The sequence below is a fragment of the Kitasatospora sp. NBC_01287 genome (genome assembly GCF_026340565.1).
Classification (GTDB): domain Bacteria; phylum Actinomycetota; class Actinomycetes; order Streptomycetales; family Streptomycetaceae; genus Kitasatospora.
Map to the genome: position 1 here is coordinate 3,576,109 of NZ_JAPEPB010000001.1, position 24,240 is coordinate 3,600,348.

The 24,240-nt window shown below is 71.1% G+C and carries 22 protein-coding genes and 1 pseudogene; 10 read left to right on the plus strand and 13 right to left on the minus strand.

Annotated elements, in window-relative coordinates; all coding sequences use genetic code 11:
• Positions 1–33: 33 nt before the first annotated feature.
• Positions 34–465 (minus strand): hypothetical protein, encoded by a 432-nt coding sequence (locus OG455_RS14945; protein ID WP_266293899.1) that lies wholly within the window; start codon positions 463–465, stop codon positions 34–36.
• 51 nt (positions 466–516) lie between these two features.
• On the opposite strand from OG455_RS14945, the gene OG455_RS14950 reads away from it, so the two are divergent.
• Together OG455_RS14950 and OG455_RS14955 are read left to right on the plus strand one after the other, a co-directional pair.
• Positions 517–1,488: a diacylglycerol kinase family protein gene (locus OG455_RS14950; protein WP_266293901.1), complete on the plus strand. Its 972-nt coding sequence runs from the start codon at positions 517–519 to the stop codon at positions 1,486–1,488.
• A 413-nt stretch (positions 1,489–1,901) separates the two neighbouring features.
• Entirely contained in the window at positions 1,902–2,153 is a 252-nt protein-coding gene (locus OG455_RS14955) for a WhiB family transcriptional regulator (protein WP_014138019.1), read from the plus strand.
• Between the two features lie 517 nt (positions 2,154–2,670).
• On the opposite strand, the gene OG455_RS14960 is transcribed toward OG455_RS14955, so the two are convergent.
• From OG455_RS14960 to OG455_RS14990, 7 genes are all read right to left on the minus strand, one after another.
• Complete coding sequence (locus tag OG455_RS14960) at positions 2,671–4,188, minus strand: sensor histidine kinase (protein ID WP_266293903.1); 1,518 nt, start codon at positions 4,186–4,188, stop codon at positions 2,671–2,673.
• A gap of 414 nt (positions 4,189–4,602) precedes the next feature.
• Positions 4,603–5,661, minus strand: a complete 1,059-nt coding sequence (locus OG455_RS14965; RefSeq protein WP_266293905.1) for an SIS domain-containing protein — start codon at positions 5,659–5,661, stop codon at positions 4,603–4,605.
• 107 nt (positions 5,662–5,768) lie between these two features.
• Positions 5,769–7,073 (minus strand): extracellular solute-binding protein, encoded by a 1,305-nt coding sequence (locus tag OG455_RS14970; protein ID WP_266293907.1) that lies wholly within the window; start codon positions 7,071–7,073, stop codon positions 5,769–5,771.
• A gap of 251 nt (positions 7,074–7,324) precedes the next feature.
• The gene (locus OG455_RS14975) at positions 7,325–8,902 is read right to left on the minus strand and encodes a glycoside hydrolase family 3 protein (RefSeq protein WP_266293909.1); all 1,578 of its coding nucleotides are present in this window, start codon (positions 8,900–8,902) and stop codon (positions 7,325–7,327) included.
• A 9-nt stretch (positions 8,903–8,911) separates the two neighbouring features.
• Positions 8,912–9,751, minus strand: a complete 840-nt coding sequence (locus tag OG455_RS14980) for a carbohydrate ABC transporter permease (protein ID WP_266293911.1) — start codon at positions 9,749–9,751, stop codon at positions 8,912–8,914.
• Entirely contained in the window at positions 9,748–10,731 is a 984-nt protein-coding gene (locus tag OG455_RS14985; RefSeq protein WP_266293914.1) for a carbohydrate ABC transporter permease, read from the minus strand. Before OG455_RS14985 ends, OG455_RS14980 begins: the two co-directional genes overlap by 4 nt.
• A 105-nt stretch (positions 10,732–10,836) precedes the next feature.
• Positions 10,837–12,096, minus strand: a complete 1,260-nt coding sequence (locus OG455_RS14990) for an extracellular solute-binding protein (protein ID WP_266293916.1) — start codon at positions 12,094–12,096, stop codon at positions 10,837–10,839.
• Positions 12,097–12,428: 332 nt separating this feature from the next.
• Between OG455_RS14990 and OG455_RS14995 the strand changes: the two genes are divergently transcribed.
• Positions 12,429–13,229, plus strand: coding sequence for a GntR family transcriptional regulator (locus OG455_RS14995; RefSeq protein WP_266293918.1), 801 nt, complete (start codon positions 12,429–12,431; stop codon positions 13,227–13,229).
• A gap of 56 nt (positions 13,230–13,285) precedes the next feature.
• Here OG455_RS14995 and OG455_RS15000 read toward each other — a convergent pair whose 3' ends face one another.
• The 3 genes from OG455_RS15000 to OG455_RS15010 form a co-directional block, all read right to left on the minus strand.
• Positions 13,286–14,302, minus strand: a complete 1,017-nt coding sequence (locus OG455_RS15000) for a hypothetical protein (RefSeq protein WP_266293920.1) — start codon at positions 14,300–14,302, stop codon at positions 13,286–13,288.
• A gap of 123 nt (positions 14,303–14,425) precedes the next feature.
• Positions 14,426–14,623: a hypothetical protein gene (locus OG455_RS15005; protein WP_266293922.1), complete on the minus strand. Its 198-nt coding sequence runs from the start codon at positions 14,621–14,623 to the stop codon at positions 14,426–14,428.
• The gene (locus OG455_RS15010) at positions 14,616–14,855 is read right to left on the minus strand and encodes a hypothetical protein (RefSeq protein WP_266293924.1); all 240 of its coding nucleotides are present in this window, start codon (positions 14,853–14,855) and stop codon (positions 14,616–14,618) included. Before OG455_RS15010 ends, OG455_RS15005 begins: the two co-directional genes overlap by 8 nt.
• 160 nt (positions 14,856–15,015) lie before the next feature.
• On the opposite strand from OG455_RS15010, the gene OG455_RS15015 reads away from it, so the two are divergent.
• The 7 genes and pseudogenes from OG455_RS15015 to OG455_RS15045 all read left to right on the plus strand — a co-directional run bounded on the left by OG455_RS15015 (position 15,016) and on the right by OG455_RS15045 (position 21,997).
• Positions 15,016–15,870 carry a helix-turn-helix transcriptional regulator gene (locus OG455_RS15015; protein ID WP_266293926.1) on the plus strand — a complete coding sequence of 285 codons (855 nt, stop codon included), beginning with the start codon at positions 15,016–15,018 and terminating at the stop codon, positions 15,868–15,870.
• On the plus strand, positions 15,867–16,076 hold the full coding sequence (locus OG455_RS15020; RefSeq protein WP_266293928.1) for a DUF397 domain-containing protein: 210 nt from the start codon (positions 15,867–15,869) through the stop codon (positions 16,074–16,076). Before OG455_RS15015 ends, OG455_RS15020 begins: the two co-directional genes overlap by 4 nt.
• 560 nt (positions 16,077–16,636) lie before the next feature.
• Positions 16,637–17,680 carry a phytanoyl-CoA dioxygenase family protein gene (locus OG455_RS15025; protein WP_266293930.1) on the plus strand — a complete coding sequence of 348 codons (1,044 nt, stop codon included), beginning with the start codon at positions 16,637–16,639 and terminating at the stop codon, positions 17,678–17,680.
• Positions 17,662–18,987, plus strand: coding sequence for a DUF6271 family protein (locus OG455_RS15030; protein ID WP_266293932.1), 1,326 nt, complete (start codon positions 17,662–17,664; stop codon positions 18,985–18,987). Before OG455_RS15025 ends, OG455_RS15030 begins: the two co-directional genes overlap by 19 nt.
• A 26-nt stretch (positions 18,988–19,013) precedes the next feature.
• A pseudogene (locus OG455_RS15035) lies at positions 19,014–20,165 on the plus strand (type III PLP-dependent enzyme); the annotation flags it as partial.
• 105 nt (positions 20,166–20,270) lie between these two features.
• Positions 20,271–20,789 carry a GNAT family N-acetyltransferase gene (locus OG455_RS15040; protein ID WP_323185640.1) on the plus strand — a complete coding sequence of 173 codons (519 nt, stop codon included), beginning with the start codon at positions 20,271–20,273 and terminating at the stop codon, positions 20,787–20,789.
• Positions 20,790–20,794: 5 nt separating this feature from the next.
• A complete protein-coding gene (locus OG455_RS15045; RefSeq protein WP_266300789.1) occupies positions 20,795–21,997 on the plus strand; it encodes an MFS transporter in 1,203 nt (400 codons plus the stop codon).
• Positions 21,998–22,127: 130 nt separating this feature from the next.
• On the opposite strand, the gene OG455_RS15050 is transcribed toward OG455_RS15045, so the two are convergent.
• Positions 22,128–23,441: an MFS transporter gene (locus OG455_RS15050; RefSeq protein WP_323185512.1), complete on the minus strand. Its 1,314-nt coding sequence runs from the start codon at positions 23,439–23,441 to the stop codon at positions 22,128–22,130.
• On the minus strand, positions 23,438–23,992 hold the full coding sequence (locus tag OG455_RS15055; RefSeq protein WP_266293934.1) for a transcriptional regulator: 555 nt from the start codon (positions 23,990–23,992) through the stop codon (positions 23,438–23,440). Before OG455_RS15055 ends, OG455_RS15050 begins: the two co-directional genes overlap by 4 nt.
• Positions 23,993–24,240 lie beyond the last annotated feature (248 nt).

Sequence of the window (24,240 nt, forward strand, 5' to 3'; positions counted from 1 at the left end):
CGCTGAGCCGCCCGGCACCCGCTGAGCCGCGGGTCAGTCCTCGGCGCGGTAGAGCAGGGCGGTGACCCGCGGGTGGAGCGTGGTCACCAGGCCGGCCAGACCGACCACGGCGACCAGCGCGCCCAGGGCGGGCATCGGGCCGTGACTCTGCAGCATGTAGTACGCCACCGGCAGGCAGGTGGAGTGGGTCAGCACCGCCGGGCTGCGGCCCCAGCGCCGCAGCTTGAGCAGCGCCCAGGAGGCGAACAGCGGCAGCAGCCCGAGGATCAGGATCACCGCGCCGCCGTACTCGACGAGCCCCTCGTTCCTGGTGGTCTCGACCAGCCCGGCCACGATCATGTAGCCGCCCCAGGCGGCCAGCGCGGCGCCCTCGGCGGCGGTCAGCAGGACGGCGGCCAGCAGGAGGGCCGGCCGGGCGGGCACGGAGCTGGCGGCAGGGGCGGCGGCGGAGGTTTCTGCGGTCACTCCAGCAGGGTAGCCGCCGCCCCGCCGCCGGTGAGCCGTAGGCTGAGCCTCATGCGCGCGCTCCTGGTCGTGAACCCGAAGGCCACCACCACCAGTGGCCGAACCAGGGACGTACTCACCCACGCGCTGCGCAGCGATCTCAAGCTGGAGGTGGCGGTCACCGACTACCGCGGCCATGCGCGCGACCTGGCCCGCCAGGCGGTGGCGGACGGCACCGTCGACCTGGTGGTGGCGCTCGGCGGGGACGGCACGGTCAACGAGGTGGTCAACGGGCTGCTCTCGCACGGCCCCGGCGAACGGGTGCCGCGACTGGCCGTGGTGCCGGGCGGCAGCACCAATGTCTTCGCCCGCGCGCTCGGCCTGCCCAACGACCCGGTGGAGGCCACCGGGCAGCTGCTGGACGCGCTGGACCACCGCCGGGAGCGGGCCGTCTCGCTCGGCAAGGCGATGACCGAGGGTCTGCCGGACCGCTGGTTCACCTTCACCGCCGGCCTCGGTTTCGATGCCGGCGTGGTCGGCCGGGTGGAGGAGCAGCGCAGATCGGGGCGGAAGTCGACGCACGCGCTCTATGTGCGCGAAGCACTCCGGCACTACGTCACCGAGCGTGAGCACCGCCGGAACGGCCCCGTGACCCTGGAAATCCCGGGCCGCGCACCGCAGCCAGGGCTGGTGATGACCATAGTGTCGAACACCTCGCCGTGGACTTTTCTCGGTAATCGCCCGGTGCTGCCTTCTCCTTCGGCTTCCTTCGAAACCGACCTTGACGTCTTCGGCATCACTCGAATGACAGCGTTCGGAACCGCTCGTACGGTCCGTCAGATTCTGCGGCCGCACACTCCTTCGGAGCAATCCCGGAAGGCTGACGGACCGACCGGGAAGCACGTCGTCTCCTATCACGACGTCAGGCACTTCACCTTGGTTTCACAGGAACCGGCGCCATTTCAGGTCGATGGGGACCACCTTGGAGACAGGAGTCGCGTCAGTTTCACAGGCGTACGCCGGGCACTGCGTGTGATTGTGTGACCAGAAGGGGGTCCCGCCCTTCTTCTCGAACGCGCTAGCCCCCTTCACCCCATAGAAGTACCGCCTGTGAGGTAGGCGACACCGAAGAATCAAAAATTCCTCCTCGAAGGGGGTTGTATCCGAGCCCGAGGTTTGCGAACCTCTACATGGCGATCGGGACGCGTCGCAGCGGGACAAGCGAGGCGGCCCCCCTGAGCAGCACCTGGCGCCTACGGCCGCTGGAGCTCCTCAGGGTGAGTACCTGCTGAGCAGTGCCTCAGGATGCGCCCGAACCCCCCTTCTGCACAGACTGCCGGGCCGCGAAGGCCTTAGGTCCCTTTTGCCGTTGTGGGATTCGTGAAAGCGTTCACATTCACAAGCCATCGATAGTGCCGCCCGGGTCACCGCCCGTCGGCAGGAGGAGTTGGACGACCATGGACTGGCGCCACCGCGCTGTCTGCCGCGAAGAGGACCCGGAGCTGTTCTTCCCGATCGGGAACACCGGTCCTGCTCTGCTGCAGATCGAGGAAGCCAAGGCCGTGTGCCGCCGCTGTCCCGTCATGGAGCAGTGTCTGCAGTGGGCTCTTGAGACCGGCCAGGATGCCGGCGTCTGGGGCGGCATGAGTGAGGACGAGCGTCGTGCGATGAAGCGTCGCGCCGCCCGCAACCGCGCCCGCACCGCCTGAGCGGTGCCTCGGCACCGCACCGCTGACGCAGGACCCGGTCAGCGGCAGACGACAGAAACACTGAACGACAGCAACACCGAACGACAGCAACACTGATCAACGGCAGTACTGATCAACACATGATCACAGGCTTCGACCGCCACTCCGTCGAAGCCTTCCGCAGGAGCCGTCGCGCAGCGGGCAACTGGTCGGCGCGGCGACCTCGACACCTTGGCCGGCTCGGTCCGGACACTTGATACTGTTCACTCAGAGCAATATCGTGGACCTGGGACGCTCACCGTACGCAATATGACGGAGCGGGCGACCTGGTAGTGACTGACGCGCCCCACTGGGTGTCGCGCACCACAGAGCCCCCGTTCCGACCGACTCCCCCCGACGGCCGGAACGGGTTGAGAGGCCCTGTCGACCCTCCCCCCCCCGGTCGACAGGGCCTCGTTTCTTCTGACCGCGCCCGCTGCCCCCGCTCCCCCGGGGCCCTGGCCCGGCCCCGCTCGCCCGACTCGGCGATCGCCCGGCTTCAGCGGACCGGGATCTCCAGCACCACCTTGGTGCCACCGCCGGGCGCCGCGACCATGTCGAAGGTGCCGCCCAGTTCACCGGTGGCCAGGGTCCGCACGATCTGCAGCCCGAGGTTGCCGCCCTGCTGCGGATCGAAGCCCTCCGGCATGCCGCGCCCGTCGTCCTGCACGGTGATCAGCAGGTACTCGTCCGGCTTCGCACCCCCGTTCCAGCTGTCCGACCAGCCCATCCCGCTGGACGGCGCCCGCCCGCGCAGCGCGCTGACCGAGAGGTTGCCGGCCGCCTTGGGCCCGAACGCGTGCTCCAGCGCGTTCTGCAGCAGTTCGGTGAGGACCATCGCCAGCGGGGTGGCCACCTCGGCGGAGAGGATGCCGAAGCTGCCGCTGCGCCGGGTGGTCACCTGGCCGTCCTGGGACAGCTCCATGACCATCGCCAGCACCCGGTCGGCGATCTCGTCGAAGGCCACCTGCTCGTCCAGGGTCTGCGAGAGCGTCTCGTGCACGATGGCGATCGAACCGACCCGGCGCACCGCCTCGTCCAGCGCGGCGCGCGCCGACTCCTCCGGCAGCCGGCGGGCCTGCAGGCGCAGCAGCGCGGCCACCGTCTGCAGGTTGTTCTTCACCCGGTGGTGGATCTCCCGGATGGTGGCGTCCTTGGTCATCAGCTCCCGGTCACGCCGGCGCAGCTCGGTGACGTCCCGGGCCAGCACCAGCGAGCCGGTGTGCACGCCCTTGGGCTTGAGCGGGATCGCCCGCAGCGTCACCACCCCGCCCTGGGCCTCCACCTCGGTCTGCCGGGGCGCCCAGCCGCTGGCCAGCTTCACCAGCGCCTCGTGCACCGCGCCGCGCGAGGGGAGCGCCAACTCGGCTGTCGTGCGCCCCAGGTGACCCCCCACCAGATCGGTGGTGAGGCCGATCCGGTGGTAGGCGGAGAGCGCGTTGGGGCTGGCGTAGGTGACGATGCCGTCGGCGTCCAGCCGGATCAGGCCGTCGCCGGCGCGCGGCGCCGCGTCCATGTCCACCTGCTCGCCCGCGTACGGGAAGGTGCCGGCCGCGATCATCTGGGCCAGGTCGGAGGCGCTCTGCAGGTAGGTGAGCTCCAGCCGGCTCGGGGTGCGCACGGTGAGCAGGTTGGTGTTGCGGGCGATCACCCCGAGCACCCGGCCCTCGCGGCGGACCGGGATCGACTCGACCCGCACCGGCACCTCCTCGCGCCACTCCGGGTCGCCCTCGCGGACGATCCGCCCCTCGTCGAAGGCCGCGTCCAGCAGCGGGCGGCGCCCGCGCGGGACCAGGTGGCCGACCATGTCGTCCTGGTAGGAGGTGGGGCCGGTGTTGGGGCGCATCTGGGCGACCGAGACGTACCGGATGCCGTCCCAGGTGGGGATCCACAGCACCAGGTCGGCGAAGGAGAGGTCGGAGAGCAGCTGCCACTCCGAGACCAGCATGTGGAGCCACTCCACATCGGCACCGGTGAGGGTGGTGTGGCGGCGGACGAGTTCGTTCAACGAGGGCACAGGGCGAGAGTAGCCCGCCGAGCCGGGGTGTCCGCTGGTTGTCCAGACCAATGCCCGGCGAGTCCTGGACATCGCAATTGGTCTAGTCCACAATGGAAGGGCACCAAGGAGAGGCCACTCGCGCAAACTGCCCTGACCGCGCGCGGCTCCTCCTCGGTCGGCCGCCGCGCCACCGGGACCCCGCACAGTCCCGGCACCGCACCAAGGCGGCCGACGACAGCTCCGGGTCGCGGTGCCGCACAGGCTGAGGGTCCTGTGTCGGCGCCGTGGCCCGTAGTGTTTTCCGGCCGCCCCAGGACCGACAGCTCCGGGTCGCGGTGCCATGGGCCCCTCCTGCCCGTCGCGGGCAAGGAGGGAAGGCTGAGGGTCCTGTGTCGGCGCCGTGGCCCGTAGTGCTTTCCGGCCGCGGGCCCGTCAGTGGGTCTCGGTGACCTTCGCCAGGGCGCGCGGGGCGTCGGGGTCCTGGCCGCGGGCGATGGTGACCTCGTAGGCGAGCTGCTGCAGCGGCAGGATCTCCAGGATCGGCTGCAGCTCCTCCGGCACCCCGGCGGGCAGCGCGAAGCCCGCGGAGGCGGCGTCCACCTGCTCCTGCTGGCCGACCACCACCAGATCCGCGCCCCGCCCGCGCAGCCGGTCCAGGACCGGTTGCAGCGCCTCCCCGCCCTTGCCGTCCGGCACGATGGCGATCACCGGCGAGACGTTGTCCACCATCGCCAGCGGCCCGTGCAGCAGATCGGCACCGGAGAACGGGGTGGCCGGGATGTAGGTGGTCTCCATCAGCTTCAGCGCCGCCTCCCGGGCGGTCGGGTAGCCGAAGCCGCGCGAGGTGATCACCAGCCGCTGCGCGAACCGGTACCGCTCGGCCAGCGCCCGCACCTCCGGCTGGCGGGTCAGCACCTCGGCGGCCAGCCGCGGCAGCTCATCGGCGAGCGCCGCTCCCCCGCCCCCGCGCAGGCCGTCCACGAAGAGGTAGAGCGCGAGCAGCTCGGCGGTGTAGGTCTTGGTGGCCGGCAGCGCCTTCTCCGACCCGGCCAGCACGTCGATGTGAAACTCGGAGACCTCGGCCAGCGGCGAGGCCGCGTTGTTGGTGACCGCCAGGGTGATCGCGCCGGCCTCCCGGGCCGCCTTGGTGGAGGCGACCAGGTCCGGCGAGCCGCCGGACTGGCTCACCGTGATCACCAGCACGTCCCGCAGGTCGGGCTTGGCACCGTAGGCGGTGGTGGTGGACATGGAGGTGAGCCCGGCCGGCTTGCCGAGCAGCACCTCGATCAGGTACTTGGCGTAGAGCGCCGCGTTGTCCGAGGTGCCGCGCGCGGTGAGCAGCACGAAGCGAGGCTCCCGGAGCGCGATCTCGGCGGCGATCTCCCGGATCCGGTCCGCCCCCTCGTCGAGGATCCGGCGCAGCACGGCCGGCTGCTCGGCCATCTCGGCCGCCATGATCTTCCCCGGGAGGTGCGACTGGTGGTCCGACATCAGCTGAGCCTCCGGTGCCTTCGCCTGGGTCCTGTCCGGCAGGATCGGCCGGGCCGGCAGGGCCTCGCCCGCGGGGGTCGCGGGCAGTGCCGATCCTAGGACCGGCGCTAGGACTGGGTGTTGATCAACCGGTTGATCTGCGTGTCGGCGGCCTTGGTCGCCTGGTCCACCGACTGCCCGGCCAGGATCCCGTTCAGCATGTTCACCAGGACGTTCTGCTTCTCGATCGCCGCCCAGCCGGGGGCCAGCGGGGTGAACCAGGCGTCCGGCACCGCGTTGGCCGCGGCCGCGGTCTCCGGCTTGTACTTCAACGGGTCCAGCTGGCTGAGGTTGTTCGGCAGGATGTTCTTGCCGGCCAGCACCGCCTCGGACTTGGCGCTGGTGAAGAGCTTCACCCAGGCGGTGGCCGCGTCGGCGACCTTCGTCCTGGCGGTGATCGCGAGGTCCGAACCGCCGATGAAGCTGGGCAGCGGCTTGCCGTCGGGGCCGGGGAAGATGGCCGGCTTGAGGCTGTTGGCCAGCGCCGGGTTGCCGGCCGGCGCGGTGACGGCGCTGGTCGCCTCCCAGCCGTTGCCGTAGATCACCCCGGCCTCCTGCTTGCCCAGCACGTCCGACTGGTGCAGCTCGTTGACCGTCAGGTCGCCGTGGTTGTAGCGCTTCACCAGGTCGACGAAGTGCTGGATGCCCTGCTGCGCCTTGGGGTCCTCCAGGGTGCCGTGCCAGTTGCCGGAGGAGTCGAAGCGGGCGATCGTGCCGCCGTAGGCGGCCACGTAGGACATCGCGGCGTACCAGTACGGGCCGGGCAGGTAGAGCGCGGAGTAGGACTTGTCCCCCTTGTGCGCGGCCTGGAGCTTGTCCAGCGCCGCGGTCAGCCCGTCCTCGGTCGTGGGGAAGTCCGCGCTGCCGGTGGCCTGCTGGAACATCGCGGTGTTGTAGATGCCCACCCGGGCACCGGCGTAGTACGGCACGCAATAGAGCTTCTCGTTGTATGTACAGGTGTTCTCCAGACCCGGGATCCAGCTGTCCGAGTTCTCGAAGTCGGTCTTGTCCACCTGTGCCAGCGAGCCGTTCAGGATGTACTTCATGGTCTCGGTGTTGCCAAGTTCGACCACGTCCGGTGCTTTGCCCTGGCCGAGTGCGGTGTCCAGGTTGTTCACCTTGTCCGCCCAGCCCTGGTAGCTCAGCTTGAGGGTGATGTTCGGGTACTCGGCGCCGAACTCGTCGTTGACCTGCTGCACCAGGTCGGGCCAGCTGGCCTGGGCGTCGCTCATCAGCCAGACGGTGAGGGTCCCGGAGGCCGTGTTGGGGCCCGTGGACTGCTTGGCCTGCGAGCCACTCCCCCCGGCGCAGGCGGCCAGGCCCGCGACGAGCGCGATGGTGACGGACGCGGCAAGCAGCTGACGGCGCTTCACATGAGCCTCCGGAGTGGTTCAGACCAGATTCGAGGAGCCTGGCCTAGACCAAAGCGGCTGTCAACGCATTCCAGAGTCCTCGCGGCAGGCCGTTGCGCATTCGTGTCTTAATGCTTGCTTAAGGCATGACAATTGATGGACGATCGGATTTCCGAAAAGACAAAGGGGCCCCGCGGAGGAGGAATTCCCCCGCGGGGCCCGCATTGTTGAGCGGCGGTCAGGTGGTCGAACGGCTGGTCCTGCGAGCGGTCCTACTGGGTGCGCACCGTCGGCTGGCCGGTGAGCACCTCGACGGCGGCCAGGCCGCAGACCCGGGCCGCGCCGTGGGTGGCGATGTGCAGCGCGCCGACGGGGGCGGCCTGCGGCACGCCCATCTCCACCACCAGGGCGTCGGGGCGGGCCGCCAGCAGCAGCCGCAGCGCGGCCGCCATCCACTCGTGCCGGTGCAGGTCGCGCACCACCAGCACCAGCCGGCGCCCCTCGGCCTCGCGCACGGTGGCGGCGACCAGCTCGTCCAGCTCGCCCGGCGCGGCGATGTCCTCCGGCGAGACGCTGCGCACCCGGGTGCCGGGGAAGCGCTCGGCCAGCATGCCGGCCACGCCCCACGGGGTCACGTCGCCCACCGCGATGTTCGGCTCGGGCGAGAAGGAGGCGACGTAGGGGCGCTCGGTCACCGGGGTGAACGGCTGCGCCGGGTCGGCGGTCACCAGCAGCGCGCGGCGGGCCGCCCGCAGGCCGACCGCCAGGTCCGGCTCGGTGGGCGCGGCCTGCGCCGCCCCCGTGCCGAACGAAGCGAGCCGGGCCCAGCTGCCCAGCGAGCGCACCCGCTCGGCGGCGTCGGCCAGCCGCTCCTCGGGCAGCCGGCCGGACCGGACCGCACCCACGATGGCGTCCCGCAGCTGGAGCACCGTCTCCTCGTCGGCCAGACCGCCGCCGACGCAGATCGCGTCGGCGCCGGCGGCCAGCGCCAGCACCGTCCCCTCCTCGATGCCGTACGTGCTCGCGATGGCGCCCATCTCGATCGCGTCGGTGACGATCAGGCCCTGGTAGCCGAGCCCGCCGTCCTCCGGGCGGCCGCGCAGCAGCCCGGTGAGCACGGCCCGGCTGAGCGTGGCCGGGTACACCTTGTCCACCGCCGGGAGCATGATGTGCGCGCTCATCACGGCCTTGGCGCCGGCCTCGATCGCGGCCCGGAACGGCACCAGGTCGCGCGAGCGCAGCAGGTCCTCGTCGACGTCGATCATCGGCAGGCCGTGGTGCGAGTCGATCGCCGTGTCGCCGTGGCCGGGGAAGTGCTTGGCGCAGGCCGCCACGCCCACCGACTGCAGGCCCTCGACCCAGGCGGCGGTGTGCCGGGCGCACAGCTCGGGGTCGGCGCCGAAGGAGCGCACTCCGATGACCGGGTTGCCCGGGTTGGAGTTGACGTCCGCCGAGGGCGCCCAGTTGTAGTTGATGCCGCACTCGGCCAGCGCCCGGCCCAACTCGCGGGCCACGTCGCGGGTGAGCGCGGGGTCGTCGACCGCTCCCAGGGCGAGGCTGCCCGGCCAGGAGGAGCCGGAGCCGACCTCCAGGCGGGTGACGTCGCCGCCCTCCTCGTCGATCGCGATCAGGATGTCGGGGTTCTCCTGGCGCAGCTCCGCGGTCAGCGCGGCCAGCTGGGCCTGGTCGCTGACGTTGCGGCCGAAGAGCGCCACCGAGCCGAGGCCGGCCGCCACGTGGCGGCGGACCCACTCGGGCGAGGTGGTCCCCTCGAAGCCGGGCTGCAGGACGGTCAGGGCGTCGCGGTGCAGCTGGTCGCTGTCCGGAACGCTCGGGATGAGGATGCTCACGGCGGTCGGTCAGCCCTTCACTGCGCCGGCGGTCAAGCCACCGACGGCCTTGCGCTGGAGGATCAGGAAGATGATCAGCACCGGGATGGTGAACAGGGCCGAGGCGGCCATGGTGGCCCCCCAGTCGTCACCGAAGGTGGTCTGGAACTCGGTCAGCCAGAGCGGCAGCGTCTGGGCGGTGCCGGGCCCGGTGGACTTGTTGAGGATCAGCACCAGCGGCAGTTCGTTCCACGCGGTGATGAAGCCGAAGAGCGAGGTGGCCATCAGACCGGGGGCGAGCAGCGGGAAGACGATCTTGACGAAGGCCTGCGGGCGGGTGCAGCCGTCCACCATCGCCGACTCCTCCAGCTCCTTGGGCACGGCGGCCATGTAGCCGCGCAGCGTCCAGATCGTGAAGGGCAGCACCATCATCATGTAGAAGAGCAGCAGCGGGACGATGCTGTCGAGCATCGACTGGTCCCGGACGATCATGTAGACCGAGATCGTCATGACCTCCCAGGGCGCCATCTGGGCCACCATGATCACCAGCACGAAGGCCTTGCGACCGCGGAACTTCATCCGCGAGATCGCGAACGAGGCCAGCGTGGCGATCACCAGCGAGGCGACCACCGCACCCACCGTGGCGAGGAAGCTGTTGCCGACCATCTCCCAGAACTGGGCGGCACCGGTGGCCCGGGTGAAGTGGTCCAGGGTGCCGCTGAGCGGCAGGAAGACCGGGGTCTTGCTGATGATGTCGGCGTTCTGCTTGAACGCCGTGCTCACCATCCAGTAGACCGGGAAGGCGAAGAACACGAAGAGGACGACCGCGACGATGTTGGGCCAGCTGCGTCCGATGAGCGAGCGCCTCACAGCTCGTCCTCCTGCTTCAGAATGATCCGGAAGTAGTACGACATCAGCACGGCCAGCATCAGGATGGTCAGCACGGCGATCGCCGAGCCGACGCCGTAGTGCTGGTTTCCGCTGCCCTCGATGTAGGCGTAGACGGGCAGCGTCTCGGTGAGCCGCTGCGGGCCGCCGTTGTTGATGGCCAGGACCTGGGTGAAGCACTTGAACACCCAGATGACCTCAAGGAAGGTCGTGCCGAGGAAGAACGGCTTCAGGCTGGGGTAGACCACCTTGGTGAAGATCTTGACCGGGCCGGCGCCGTCCAGCTCGGCCGCCTCGTAGAGCTCGGTGGGGATCGTGGTCAGCGCCGCGTACATGTTGAAGGCGACGAACGGGATCGAGCCCCAGACGATCAGCAGCACGATCACGAAGAAGGTCGAGAGCTGGCTGCTGTACCAGTTGTAGGTGGCCATGCTGTGCCAACCCAGCTGGTCCAGGAACCAGTTGACCACGCCGTACCGCGAGTCGAAGAGCCAGGTGAAGACGGTGGTCTGGGCCACGATCGGCATCGCCCAGGCGAGTACCAGGCCGATCTGCAGGAAGAGCCGCATCCTCCTGCCCAGCCGGTTCATCAGCAGGCCGACCAGGGTGCCGCCGACCATGATCAGCACCACGTTGACCGCGGTGAAGGCGATCGAGCGGCCGGTGGTGTGCCAGAAGTCGGCACTGCTGAGCAGCTGCTTGTAGTTGTCGAACCCGGTCCACTCGGTGGTGTGCTGCACCAGCTGGCGGCGGTTGAGGTTCTGGAAGGACAGCAGCAGGGTCTTGACCAGCGGCCAGCCCAGCAGTGCCAGCGTGGCCACGGAGGCCGGCAGCAGCAGCAGGTAGGGCGTCGCGCGGCTCAGCAGGCTCGAACCGGCGGCCGGCCTGCGACTCTTCTGGGCGCCGCTCGCCCCCGATTGACGGGGGGACCGTGCCCGCACCGGTTCCGACTGAACAGCCATCGTTCTCTCTTCCTCACGCCTGGCCGGACTGGGTGGCCATGAAACAGGGGTACGGCGCCGCCCACCGGCCCCTCGGGGGAACCGGTGAGCGGCGCCGCTCAAGTGCTACTGCTTCTGGCCCAGCAGGTCGGTGATCTGACCGTCGTACTTCTTGGCGGTCGAGTCGTAGTCCGCGCCCTGGAGGACGGCGGTCATGAACTCCTTGATCGGGGCCGGCGGGTTCTCGACGTTCGACCAGTTCGCCAGGTTCGGCGTGATGGCACCGTTGACCGCGCCCTTCAGCGCGGCCTGCGCGAACGGGGTGTTGGCCAGCGAGTTCAGCGAGGACTTGTTCGGGAACTGGCCGGAGGAGGCCATCAGGCTCTCGTACTTGTCCGAGAGGGCGATCTTGAGCAGCCCCTTGGCCAGGTCGGGGTTCTTGCTGTCCTGGGCGGCGGCCAGGTTCGAGCCGCCGAGGAAGACGCCGGAGGGCTTGTCAGCGGTCTTGCCCGGGATCGGGAAGTAGCCCACGTTCTCGGCCGGCATGTCCTTGGGGGCCGGAGCCTCCCAGCCGACGCCGATCATCGAGCCGATGTCGCCCTTGGGGAACAGGGTCGACTGCTGGGGGGTGGCCTCGTCCTTGTCCTTCGGCGCGGTCGAGTAGCTCTGCAGCTTCTGGTAGGTCGCGAAGGCGTCCTTGGCCTCCGGGGACTCCAGGTTGCCGACCCACTTGCCGCCGTCCTGCTTGGCGATCTGGCCGCCCTCGCCGGCCAGCAGGCCGAAGTAGGTGTACCACTCCTGGCCGGGCAGGTAGATCGGGTTCGGCACGCCGGACGCCTTGAGCTTGTCCAGGTCGCCGTAGAACTCGTCCAGCGTGGTGGGCGGGGCGGTGATGCCGGCCTTGGTCCACAGCGCCTTGTTGTAGATGACCACGCGGTTGGTGTAGTACCACGGGGCGGCGTACTGCTTGCCGTCGAACACCGCGGAGGTGTTCAGGCTGGGCGTCCAGTCGTTGCCGCCCAGGTCCGCCTTGGCCGAGGTGAGGTCCATCAGGCCGCCGGTGGAGGCGTAGCCCGCGGTCTGGGTGTTGCCGACCTCCAGCACATCCACCGAGCCGTCGGAGAGCGCGGTGGTGATCTTCTGGCCGATGTTGTCCCACGGCTGGATCTGGATGTTGAGCTTGGCACCCGGGTAAGCCGCCTCGAAGTCGGCCTTGACGCCGTCCTGCCAGGCCTGCGGGGCCGAACCGGACATGAGCCACATGGTCACGGTCTTGCCGCTGGCCGACTTGCCCGCGTTGTCGTCCTTCTTGGCGGACGAACCACACGCCGCGATGCCGACGACCATTGCCGCGACGCCGACCGCCGCGATGAGCTGACGCTTCACGCCATCCTCCTGAGGGATGCCCGGTTGCCCCCCATCGGTGGCCTGCGGCATGACTCCCGTGAAGTGGGGGAAGTGAAGCCGCGAACCCTGAGATGGTGTGGGGATTCATGAGTTGGCCTGCAGTGGTGTAGACCAGATGCCTGGAGCTTGGCCTAGACCAATGGGCGTGTCAACGGCCCGAAGACCTATCCGGACGAGCCGTTATCAAGCCGACACCGCTCATCGTTCATCGCGTGATGAGCTCCCCGTCGCTCTGGCATACGTGCGACGATGTGTGCCGTTAACGAGGTAGTGGGGCCGTGCGGGTCCCACGAGGAGCGGAGAAGCCACCCATGAGCAGCGACGGGGGCACCACGGCCCAGCTTCGGGCGAACGAGCCCCAGGCGGGCACGCTGCCCACCCCCGCCGGTGGCGAAACCGCCACCGCGCGCGTGCCCAAGTACTACGGACTGAAGCGGCACCTGCTCCAACTCACCGAGACCCAGCCGGCCGGCACCCCGGTGCCGCCGGAGCGGGCGCTCGCCGCGCAGTTCGACACCTCGCGCACCACCGTGCGCCAGGCGCTGCAGGAGCTGGTCGTCGAAGGCCGGCTGGAGCGGATCCAGGGCAAGGGCACCTTCGTCGCCAAGCCCAAGGTGGCCCAGGCGCTGCAGCTCACCTCCTACACCGAGGACATGCGCGCGCAGGGCCTGGAGCCCACCTCGCGGCTGATCGAGGTCGGCTACGTCACCGCCGACGACCACCTGGCCCCGCTGCTCGACATCAAGCCCGGCAGCCGGGTGCTGCGGATCGAACGCCTGCGGCTGGCCAACGGCGACCCGATGGCCATCGAGGTGGCCCACCTGTCGGCCAAGCGGTTCCCGGCGCTGCGCCGCAACCTGGTCAAGCACAACTCGCTCTACACCGCCCTGCGCGAGGTCTACGGCGTGGTGGTGGCGGAGGCCGAGGAGACCATCGAGACCACCCTCGCCAACCCGCGCGAGGCCGGCCTGCTCGGCTCGGACCTCGGCCTGCCGATGCTGCAGCTCTCGCGGCACTCCTTCGACGCCGAAGGGGCGCCGGTGGAGTGGGTGCGCTCGATCTACCGGGGCGACCGGTACAAGTTCATCACCCGGCTGCAGCGGCCGAGTTAGGGCCCGTCCCGCCCGCTCCGCCGCCCCGCAGGGGGCGGCGGAGCGGGCGGCCGGGGTCAGGAGGCGGCCGGGGCCTTGGTGGCCTTCGACAGCATGCAGAGGACGTAGTTGTCGCCGGGCTCCGTGTGGGTCAGCTGGTTGTCGCTGCTCGGGTACTTCGCGCACGCCGTGTCGGCGTCGGTGGTGCCGTCGACCCTGGCCAGCACCGTGAACTGGGCACTCGGGTCGGAGCAGGGCACCACCGAGATCGCCGGACTGTCGTCCGTACCCGCGTTGTGCACGCAGTCGCCGGTGGCGACTTCGGGCGCGAGCCGGGTGGGCGTCGTCGTGGGGAAGGACGAGTCGTCCGTGTCGGACCCGCCACCGGCCACCGCCCCGGCGATGACCAGCAGGATCGCTGCCAGCGGCACGAGCAGCATCAGCATCGCCGGACGCCGGACCAGCGGCTTGCCCATGTCGAGCTGCGGGCCGAGCCCGCCCGGTATCGAGGGCGGCAGCTTCCTGATCTTGCGGTAGGCGACCACGTTCCACAGCAGCGTGAGCGGGGCGATCACGGCCGAGGCCCAGCTCCACCAGCCCCGCACGATCGTCTGGGCCGACATGTGGCGCACCACGGCCGTTCCACAGGTCCGGCAGAACGGGCCCGACCGGCGCAGGAACACCATCCAGACGACCATGCCCCGGTGGCCGCGGACGGTCGTCTGCACGGCCGGGTAGCCGCCGCAGAAGCGGCAGGTGAGCGTGCCGTCGGGGGCGGGCGGCGGGAAGCCGGGGGCGGGGTAGGCCGGGGCGGGTTGGCCGGGGAGCGGGGCGCCGTAGGCCGGTGCGGCGTACGGCGGTGCGGCGTACGGCGGTGCGCCGTGGGGCGGTGCGCCGTGGGGCGGGGCCCCGTACGGCGGGGCGGCTGCGGGCTGGCCGTACGTGGGCTGTCCGTACGCGCCGGGGGCCTGGTGGGGCTGGGGCTGCGGGTAGGGCTGGGGCGGCTGCTGCGGGTAGGGCTGAGGCGGCGCGGCGGCGTAGGGATTGGGGTTGGCGTACGGGTTGGGGCCCGGTGGCGGGTAGGGCGAGGTCAAGACGTGATCCCCCGTCAGAGTTCGGTCGGCGTTCGAAGATATCGTGCCGCCCTCCCCTGTCCGGACCCCGCGGGTGGCGGTGCGGGATGCCGCCCGCCAGGCTCCGGCGCGGTGCAGGCCCACTCAGGACGGCCTGACGCGCGCGTGGCGGGGGCAGGCGCAGTCGGGCCACAGGTCGAAGAGACGGGAGTGGAAGAAGCCCGGCTCGATCCGGACGGTGCGCTTGGGTGCGACTGTCACGCGCTTGCCGGTCTCGGTGATCCGGTAGACACGCAAGGTCATCCGGCTGCCGCCGCGGCTGCGGGCTGGACGGTCAGGCATCGGCGGTCAGCCCCTTGCGCAGCACGTCGGTGAGCTTGCCGACGACGTCGGGGCGGGCGGCGCCGAGGTCGATCAGGAAGCGGCCGGTGGCCTGCCCCATCCGCCAGTCGACCCCGACGCTGGGCAGGACGACGCCGGCCAGCGCGAGGGTGGCGAGGAAGTCGTCCAGGGCGTCGGCGGCGTCCTGGCGGGCCTGGGCGAGTTCACGGGTGAGTGGGGAATTCCCTGACATGGGCGTGTCGTCCCGTTCTGGAGTGCACACTGCGACGGTGCGGTGACTGTGTGATTCCAGGATCGGCACAGGGACATGGTCTCGATAGGGCTGACATGTTGCCTCACCTGACGGAACGTTGACGGCTGCGGTGAGCCCTGCGGCAGGAAGGGGAACCAGGATGGCCGGTCGGAAGAACGAGCTGGACCCGAGCGAGTCGCCCGGCAGTCTGTTCGGCGGGATGCTGCGCCACTACCGGGAGTTGCGGGGGATTTCGCAGCCTCAGCTGGCGGCGAGGATCCCCTGCGACGACAGCCTGATCAGCAAGATCGAGAGCGGCACGCGGGCGCCGAAGGACGACCTCGCGGAGCGGTGCGACGAGCTGCTGCAGACGGGCGGGGCACTGGGGTTGCTGATGCCTTATGTGAAGCGGCGGTTGGCTGAGGCGTTCCGCGAGGGATACATGGACTACGTGGACGAAGAGGCCAAGGCCGTCGAGCTGAGGAACTTCGAGACATCCTGCGTGCCCGGCCTGCTGCAGACACCCGCCTACGCGCGTGCCCTCATGGGCAATTGGGCAGCCTGGAGGAGCCCGAGGGATGACACGCCGGACACGCTTGAGGAGGCTTTGGCGCTACGGCTCGAACGTCAGCAGATCCTCACCTCCGACACTCCCGCCTTCGCATTCTTCGTCATCGACGAAGGAGCACTGCTACGGCCGGTCGGCGGCCAGGAGGTGATGCGCGAGCAACTCGACCGCCTGGAAGCCGCCGCCGAGCTTCCGAACGTCGTACTCCAAGTGGCGCCTCTGGCACTCGGCGAACAACTGCCGCTATGGAAGTCGGTGCACCTGCTGAGCCTTCCTGACGGCTCGACAGTCGGCTACACCGAATCGCTTCAACAGGGCACACTGGTACGTGATCACGCCACTGTTAGCCAATGGCAGCGTCGGTATGCTCTCCTCCAGGTCGCAGCCCTCGCCAAGGATGCTTCCCTGGAGTTGATCCGCAGAGTTCGGAAGGACATGTACTCATGAGCTACGAACTGGCTGATGCCCAGTGGCGCAAGTCGAGCTACAGCGACCACGAGGGAGAGTGCGTCGAGGTCGCCGACGGCCAGTTCGCCGACCTCGTCCCGGTCCGCGACTCCAAGGACCCGGCCGGCCCCGCGCTCAGCTTCCCCGCCGCCTCCTTCACCGCCTTCGTCGCGAGCGTCAAGGCCGGCACCTTCGACATCGCCTGATCTGAGCGAGCCGGGCCCCGACCGTCGATCGGTCGGGGCCCGGCCTATTTTCCACAGCAGGGGCGGCACTTGAGCGGACCGCTGATCCCGACGCCTTGACTGCCGCCAACTCAACCGGAGCCCTACCCGCCGGTTCCTGCTCCGCGTAACTCCGCGCTCACCCGATTGGTCTGGACCACGACCTGACGCCCGGTTAGGGTCTTGAGCCGACACCCCATCCGATCCGGCGGCTCGGCATGCCCCGATCCCCAGCCACCGGGCCGCCGGCAGCCGCGCCCGCCACACCCGCCACACCCGCCACCGCCCGACCTCGACCCCCGATCTCCCCAAAACCTTTGTTGACATGGCTAGTTGGTCTAGTCCAATGTTGACGAAGTGGACGTTTGCCGAGGTGAGTGAGCCAGGCGCCCGATGACGTGAGTCGTCTACGCGTGCCCGAGCTGCGACGGGCACGGAGCACACCGGTGGGGATCCCGACGAGCCGAGGGCGGCTTCGCCGTGCCCGGAATCGGCCGGCCGCTCCCCCGACCGCGCAGACCTTCGAGCCTTGGAGTGATCGCATGCCGACGCCCGACGACAGACACCTGTACCGCGCCGCCTCGCAGACCGCCTACTTCAGCGCCGACACCGAGTCCTACCTCGCCCGGACGCCGCTGCGCGACATCGAGAAGGCGCGCCCGCTGCGGGTGCTCTCCGAGGCGGACTTCGCGCACTGGCAGACGTACGGCTTCGTCGTGGTGAAGGAGGCGATCCCCGCCGAGGCGGCGCGCCGACTGCTGGACTTCGCCTGGGAGTTCGAGGGGCTGGACCCGGCGCGGCCCGAGACCTGGTACGAGGAGCGGGAGTACCGCGACGACCTGGACCGGGAGCTGCACATCTACGGCTTCGTCGAGGCGTACCACCACCAGCTGATCTGGGACAGCCGCCAGGCCCAGCGGGTCTACGACGCGTTCGTCGACGTCTGGGACTGCGAAGAGCTCTGGGTGACGCTGGACCGGCTCAACCTGAACCCGCCGAACGTCAAGAACCGCGACCGCGCGCTGATCGCGCCCACCGACACGGGCTTCGACATCGAGCTGCACTGGGACGTCGACACCACGCTCGGTGTGCTGCCGCAGCGGGTGCAGGGGATCATCGCGCTCAACGACACCGTGCCCGACCACGGCGGCTTCCAGTGCGACCCCGAGCTGTTCCGCCGGTTCGAGGAGTGGAGGCTCGCGCAGCCGGCCGACCGGGATCCGATCAGGCCCGCCGTCGACCGCACCGAGTTCCCGGTCGTCCGGCCCGAGCTCCAGGCCGGTGACCTGCTGATCTGGAACGGCCTGCTGGCGCACGGGGTGGCCCGCAACACCTCGGGGAGCGGGGTGCGTTCGGTCCAGTACCTGTCGATGATGCCCGCCCTGGAGGAGGCCGCGGAGCTGCGGCGGTCCCGGATCGACTCCTGGCGCGAGCTCTCCACCCCGACCTGGAACCGGACGCTGGTCGGCGACGCGCGGCGGCACGAGTCGCTGCGCTACGGCACCGCCACGCTGACCGGACTCGGCGAGAAGCTGCTGGGGCTGCGGTCCTGGAACGAGGGACCGGCATGCACCGAATCTGCCTGACCCTGCCGACCAACCGGGCCTGCGCCGGGACGATATCGGAGATCCGCGCCGAAGCGGCCTACGCGGCCGGGCACTTCGACGTCGAGGTGCACCTGCTGATCCTGGACTCCGCCGAGCGGCCGGTCTTCGCGGAGCACGCCAAGGTCGTCGCCGAGGCGCAGCCGGTACCGAACGTGCTGGTGCACCACCTCGACGAGGCGGCCCAGCGGGACTTCCTGCGGCGGGTGATCGAGCGCGCCGAACTCCCCGCCGAACTCCCGGGCCCGGCGGCGCTGCTGGACCTCATGCTGCCGTCCGGCGTCTCCTACGGCGCCTGCACCAACCGGGCGTTCCTGCTCGCCGCCGCGCTCGGCTGCCGCTCGGTGCACCGCCGGGACTCCGACAGCAGCTACCAGCTGCACGACGGCGAACCGGTCTTCCCGATCCACCACGAGCTCGCCTCGCTCGGCAAGCGCGCGCTGGACGCGGCCGCCGGGGTCTGCGAGACCGTGCTGGAGCCGGACCAGGAGCAGCGGCCCGTGGTCCTGGTGGGCAGCTCCTTCGTCGGCGAGCTGTCGGTGGACATCAGCGAGATCCAGCGGCTCGATCCGGAGGTCTACCACGAGGTGGTCAGCCTCTGGGCGCCGTTCGACCGGTCGGCCCAGGAGAAGCGCGAGCTGGTCGAGGAGTCCTTCCGCGGGGCCGGCACCGAGCCGTTCACCGGGGACCACTCACTGCTCACCGTGGTCGACCCGATGCGGGTCGACATGTGCAACGTGAGCTTCCACCAGGTGCACGAGCAGGTACCGCTGCCGCCGGCCACCGACACCATCGGCAGCGACTACTTCCTGCTGCACCTGGTGCGCGACGCCCAGCTGCCCGGGGTGCTGCACAACCGCAACATCGTCAACTTCTACACCGGCGAACGGCGCACCGACCCCGGCTTCCTGGCCTACCAGCTGCGGTTCGCCAAGTTCTTCCTGTCGATGCTCTACTTCAACGCGATCTACCGCGCGATGGCCGAGGCCGGGCCCTCGCTGCTCGACGAGGAGTACCGCGTCCGGGTCGGGGCGGTCACCGCCCTCGTCCGGGAGAGCGTCCGGCTGGACCGCGCGGAGAACACCTCCCGGCTGGACGTCCTGGACCGCTGCTACCGGCGCCTGGGCGGCCGCTACGCCGCGTTCGCCGACCTGCTGGCCGGGCGCCGGGGCGAGCTGCTCGACGAAGCCCGGTCCGACATCGAGGACTTCGCCCGGCTGATCGAGGCGTGGGAGCCGCTGATCCGGGCGAGCAAGGCCACGAGCGTCCACCAGCTGCCCTCGCGGTAGCCAGATCCGGACCCGGACCATCACACATGCCTGAGAACCTCCGGCTGCGCGCCGCCCTGGCCGCCGCCAGCGACGACCGGATCGTCTTCGACCTCGCGGGGATCGAGGGGCAGTACGCCGCGCTGCTGCGCGAACTGCCCGGCGTCTCCGTGCGATTCGCCATGAAGGCCTGTCCGGTGGACGAGGTGCTGGCCGCGCTGGCCGCGCGCGGCGCCGGCTTCGACGCGGCGAGCCCCAACGAGATCGCCCAGGCGCTCGGCACCGGGGTGCCGAGCGACCGGATCCACTACGGGAACACCATCAAGTCGGACCGGAACATCGCCGACGCCCACCGCCTGGGCATCCGGGACTTCGCCACCGACAGCCTGCCGGACGTGGCCGCGATCGCCGTCCACGCCCCCGGCGCCCGGGTCTTCTGCCGGCTCGCCACCAGCGGGGACGGCGCGCTCTGGGGCCTGAGCCGGAAGTTCGGCTGCTCGGCCGACGACGCGGTGCGGGTGCTGGCGGCGGCCCGCGCGGCGGGTCTGGTCCCGGCCGGGCTCTCCGTGCACGTCGGCTCGCAGCAGATGACCGCCGAGGCCTGGCAGGAGGCCTTCGAACGCCTGGCGCAGGTGCTCGGCGAACTGAACCGGCGGGGCATCCTGCTGGACCACGTCAACCTCGGTGGCGGCCTGCCCGCCACCGGCTACCTGGACCGGCGCGGCCTGCCGCTGGACCCGCCGCTGGACAAGATCTTCGCCGCGATCCGCGAGGGCATGCAGCGCCTGCGGGAGGCCTCCGTCACGCCGCTGGACTTCCTGGTGGAGCCGGGCCGCTACCTGGTGGCCGACCACGGCGCGGTCCGGGCCCACGTGCTGCGGCTCTCCGCCCGCGAGCAGCTCGACGGCGAGCGCGGGCACTGGCTCTACCTGAGCAGCGGGAAGTTCAACGGCCTCTACGAGATGGACCAGCTGCGGTACCGGCTGGTCTTCCCCACCCACCCCGACGGGGCCCGGGTGCCGGCGGCCGTGGCGGGACCGACCTGCGACAGCGACGACGCCTACGCGCAAGAGGGAGAGCTCGTCCAGGTGCCCGCCGCGGCCGCCTCGGGCGACCCGGTCTGGATCCTCTCCGCCGGCGCCTACGCCACCAGTTACATGACCCAGGGCTTCAACGGCTTCAGCCCGCTGCCGTACACCTGGGCGGCCGACGGCGGCGACTACGGGGACGACGGCGACGGCGACGGCGATGACGACGGCTCCGAGGTACGGGTGCGGCAGCTCGCCGAGGGCGACTGGGACCGGGTGGTAGCGCTGGAGGCCGCCGCCTACACCGAGTGCGCGCTCTCCGAGGAGCGCGCCGCGCTGGAGTCCAGAGCCCGCGTCTCCCCCGCCACCTGCTTCGTGCTGGAGCACGGGGGGCGGCTGGTGGGCTACCTGCTCGCGCTGCCGTACCCGCTGTTCAGCTACCCGGACCTGGCCCGCGCGGAGCAGGTCGCCTTCACCTCGCGCAACCTGCACCTGCACGACCTGGTCGTCGCCGAGGAGTTCCGCGGCCGGGGCCTGGCCACCCGCCTGCTGCGGCGGCTGGGCGCGAGGGCCGACGCGGCGGGGTACGAACGGATCTCGCTGATCGCGGTGGGCGGCAGCGACTCCTTCTGGTCGCGGCAGGGCTTCGCCCCCCGCGCCGAGGTCGCGCTCCCGGCGGGCTACGGCCCGGCGGCGCTCTACATGTCCCGCGCGCTGCCGGCCCACCCGACCCGGCAGCCGCACCCGACCGACGATCCGCTGCCCGGGTCACCCGAGTTCGACGAAGTGGGCTGATGCACATGTTCCCCGTCCGCGATGAGTACCGCCGAGCGCAGTTGGCGGTCGCCGCGCTGTTCTGCTTCCTGGGGTTCCAGTACGGGACCTGGGCGTCACGGCTGCCCGCGATCAAGGCCCGCCTGGACCTGTCCCCGGCGTCGGTCGGCCTGCTGCTGATGGCCACCGGCGTGGGCGCGGCCGCCTCGTTCCCGCTGGTGGCGATGCTGATGCGGCGGTTCGGCTCCCGGCGGCTCGCCTGGGTCTCGGCGCTGGGCCTGAGCCTGATCCTGCTCGCCCTGGCCTGGGTGCCGAACTACCCGACCGCGCTCGTGCTGATGTGCCTGGACGGGGTGGCCGTCGGCTGCCTGAACGTCGCGATGAACGCGCAGGGCGCCGCGCTGGAGGTGAAGTACCAGCGGACCACCATGGCCAAGCTGCACGCGACCTTCAGCGGCGGCTCGCTCTGCGCCGCGCTGCTCGCCTCCGCGATGAACGCCGTCAGCTCCTCGCTGGTGGCCCACTTCGCCACCGCCGCCGTCCTGCTGGCGCTGCTGATCGGCTACGCCGTGCCCGGTCTGCTGACGGCGGACCAGCAGCAGCCGGAGAGCGCGAAGAAGAGCCGCCGCAAGCTCACCCCGCCCTCGCGGCTGACCCTCTGGATGGGCTGCGCGATGGCCTTCGGCACCATCACCGAGGGCGCCATGAACGACTGGTCGGCGCTCTACCTGAAGGACGTCGCCAAGGCGGCGGCCGAACTGGCGCCGATGGGCATCGCGGTGGTCTCGGTCATGATGGTGCTGGCCCGGGTCTTCGCCGACGGCTGGCGCAGCCGCTGGGGTGACGGGCGGATCGTGCGGGTCGGCAGCGCGCTGGCCGGCCTCGGGCTGGCGCTCGCCCTGCTGGCGGGCGGTGTGGTGCCGGCGCTGATCGGGTTCGCCTGCGTGGGCCTGGGCGTGGCGGCCGTGACGCCGTGCGTCTACGTGGCCGCGGCCCGGCAGGACTCCGACTCGCTCGCCCTGGTCGCCGCGATGGGCACGGTCGGGCTACTGGCCGGGCCCGCGGTGATCGGCTTCATCGCCGATGGCAGCGGGCTGGTGTGGGGCATGGGCGCGGTGGCCGCCTCGGCCGTCATCGTCTCGCTCTGCGCCACGCGGATCCACTGGCCCGCGGCGGCCGGCGCCCGCGCGGCGGCTGCTGCCGTGCCCGCGGCGGAGCCGGTGGGCTGAGCGCGCCGGGGCGGCTCACCCTGCGGCGGCCCTGGCCGCCCTGGCGGCACCCGGGCAACTGGGCGGCTGGGCGGCTGGGCGGCTAAGCAGTTGGGCAGTTGGGCAGTTGGGCAGTTGGGCGGCTGGGCGCTCAGGCCGCGACCACCTGCTCGGCCGCCGCCCGGGCGGCCAGGGCCTGCTCGATCTGGCGGTTGCCGGCCACGGTGACGGTCACCAGCGCGGTGGCCGCCAGCAGCAGCCCGCCGACCAGGAACGGCGCCCGCAGCCCGGCCGTGTCGGCCAGCCAGCCGCCCAGCACCGCGCCGACCGGGGCCGCGCCGACCGAGAGCAACCGGCGGGCGGCGCCCACCCGGCCGGCCAGCTCGACCGGGATCAGCGCCTGCCCGAGGGCCGGCGCCAGCACCATGGTGGCCGCCATCGCAGCCCCGATCCCGGCCAGCGCCAGGCCGGCCAGGACCGGACCGCCGCACAGGCCGAAACCGGCCATCGCGCCGCCCTCGATCAGCGCGGTGGCGGTCAGCGCGCCGCCGGTGCCCAGCAGCGCGCCCAGCCGCCCGGCCAGCCCGGCGCCGAGCAGGCCGCCCACCGCCTGGCAGGCCAGCAGCAGGCCGTAGCCGAGGTCACCCAGGTGCAGGGTGTGGCGGGCGAAGAGCACCAGCACCGCGTCCGCCCCGACGAAGGCCAGGTTGCCGATCGCCGGGCGCAGCGCCAGGCCGAACAGCAGCTTGTCCCGCAGCAGGAAGCCGACGCCGACCCTGGCGTCGGCCCAGAGCGAGGCACCGTCGGCCGGCCGCTCGCGCTTCGGCGCCCGGTCCGCGGGCATGCTGCGGATCAGCAGCGAGCTGGCCAGGAAGGAGAGCGAGTCCAGGCCGAACGGCAGGGCGCGGCCGAGCGTGAAGAGCAGGCTGCCGACGGGCGGCCCGGCGAGGTCGGCGAAGAACGTGCGGGCGCCCTGCTGGCGGGCGTTGGCCCGCTGGAGCAGCGCCATGTCGCGGTCCAGCAGGCGCGGCAGGTAGGCCGAGCCGGCGCTGTCGAAGAGCACCTGGCCGATGCCGAGCAGGAACGCCACCGCGATCAGCAGCGGGATGCTCAGCAGGCCCGCTGCGGTCGCCGCGACCGGGACGGCGAGCAGCGCGGCCCGGCCCAGGTCGGTCAGCCACATGGTGCGCCGGCGGTCCCAGCGGTCCGCCAGCGCGCCGCCGAGCAGGCCGAAGACGAGCCACGGCGCCAGGGTGGCCGAGGTGACCAGGCCGATCAGCACCGGATCCTGGGTCAGCCGCGAGGCGAGCAGCGGCAGCGCGGCGAAGTAGACGCCGTCACCGAGCGAGGAGGCCGCGCCGGCCGCCCAGAGGCGGTGGAAGGCGGGCGGCAGCTTCGGCGCGGCGGCCTTGGTGAGCTCGGCGGGCTCGGCGGCCTTGGTGGCCCGGGGCTGGGTCAGCGTCACTTGGTGTCCTGGGGGCGGTAGAAGGCGAGGGCGAGGTTGGCGGTCGGGGCCTCCGGGTCGGCGGCGGCACGCAACTCGCTGATCAGGGCGGCGAAGCGCTCGGTGAACTCCTCGAAGCGCTCCTCACTGATCCGCACGTGGGTGAGGCCGACGAAGCGCGGTCCGGGCGGGGCGGCCTCCAGGTCGGCGATCGCGTGGCGCATCACGATGTCGGGCTCGCCGGGCGCCGGGTCGGGCAGTTCGATGCCGCGCGAGGTGCGGCCGTAGTACCGCTCGGTCACCCCGCGCACCTTGTTGGTGCGCACCACCTCGACCAGCCCGGCCCGCTCCAGCAGCCGCAGGTGGTAGCTGGAGCTGCCCTTGGCCAGCTCCAGCTTCTGGGCCACCTGGGTGATCGTGGCGGGCCCGTCGCGCAGCACCCCGAGGATGCGGTGGCGCACCACGTTGTTGACGGCGCGCAGCTGTTCGTCGGTGGTCAGCTGGACCGTGCCCTCGGGGACGGCGGGGAAGGAGGGCGAGGCGGGGCCGTCAGCGGCTGGTTGATCGCTCATGGGGTTAATGGTCAACGTTCCTTGACCGTATGTCAACGCTTCTTGACCATTCAGCGGCAGCCGGACCGCACGTAGCCGTCGGCCGGGTCGTCCATTGGCCGAGATCGCGCGTCCTGGCTCGTGACACGGAGCTGTCAGGTGCCCTACATTCCGTGCAAAGCCGATCACCAGGACGCCGCTGATGGGGACCCCAGGCCGAAGGCTGGGGGAGGGCGAGCCGGCCACCGGTCGGCGCGCCGCGGCGCTGC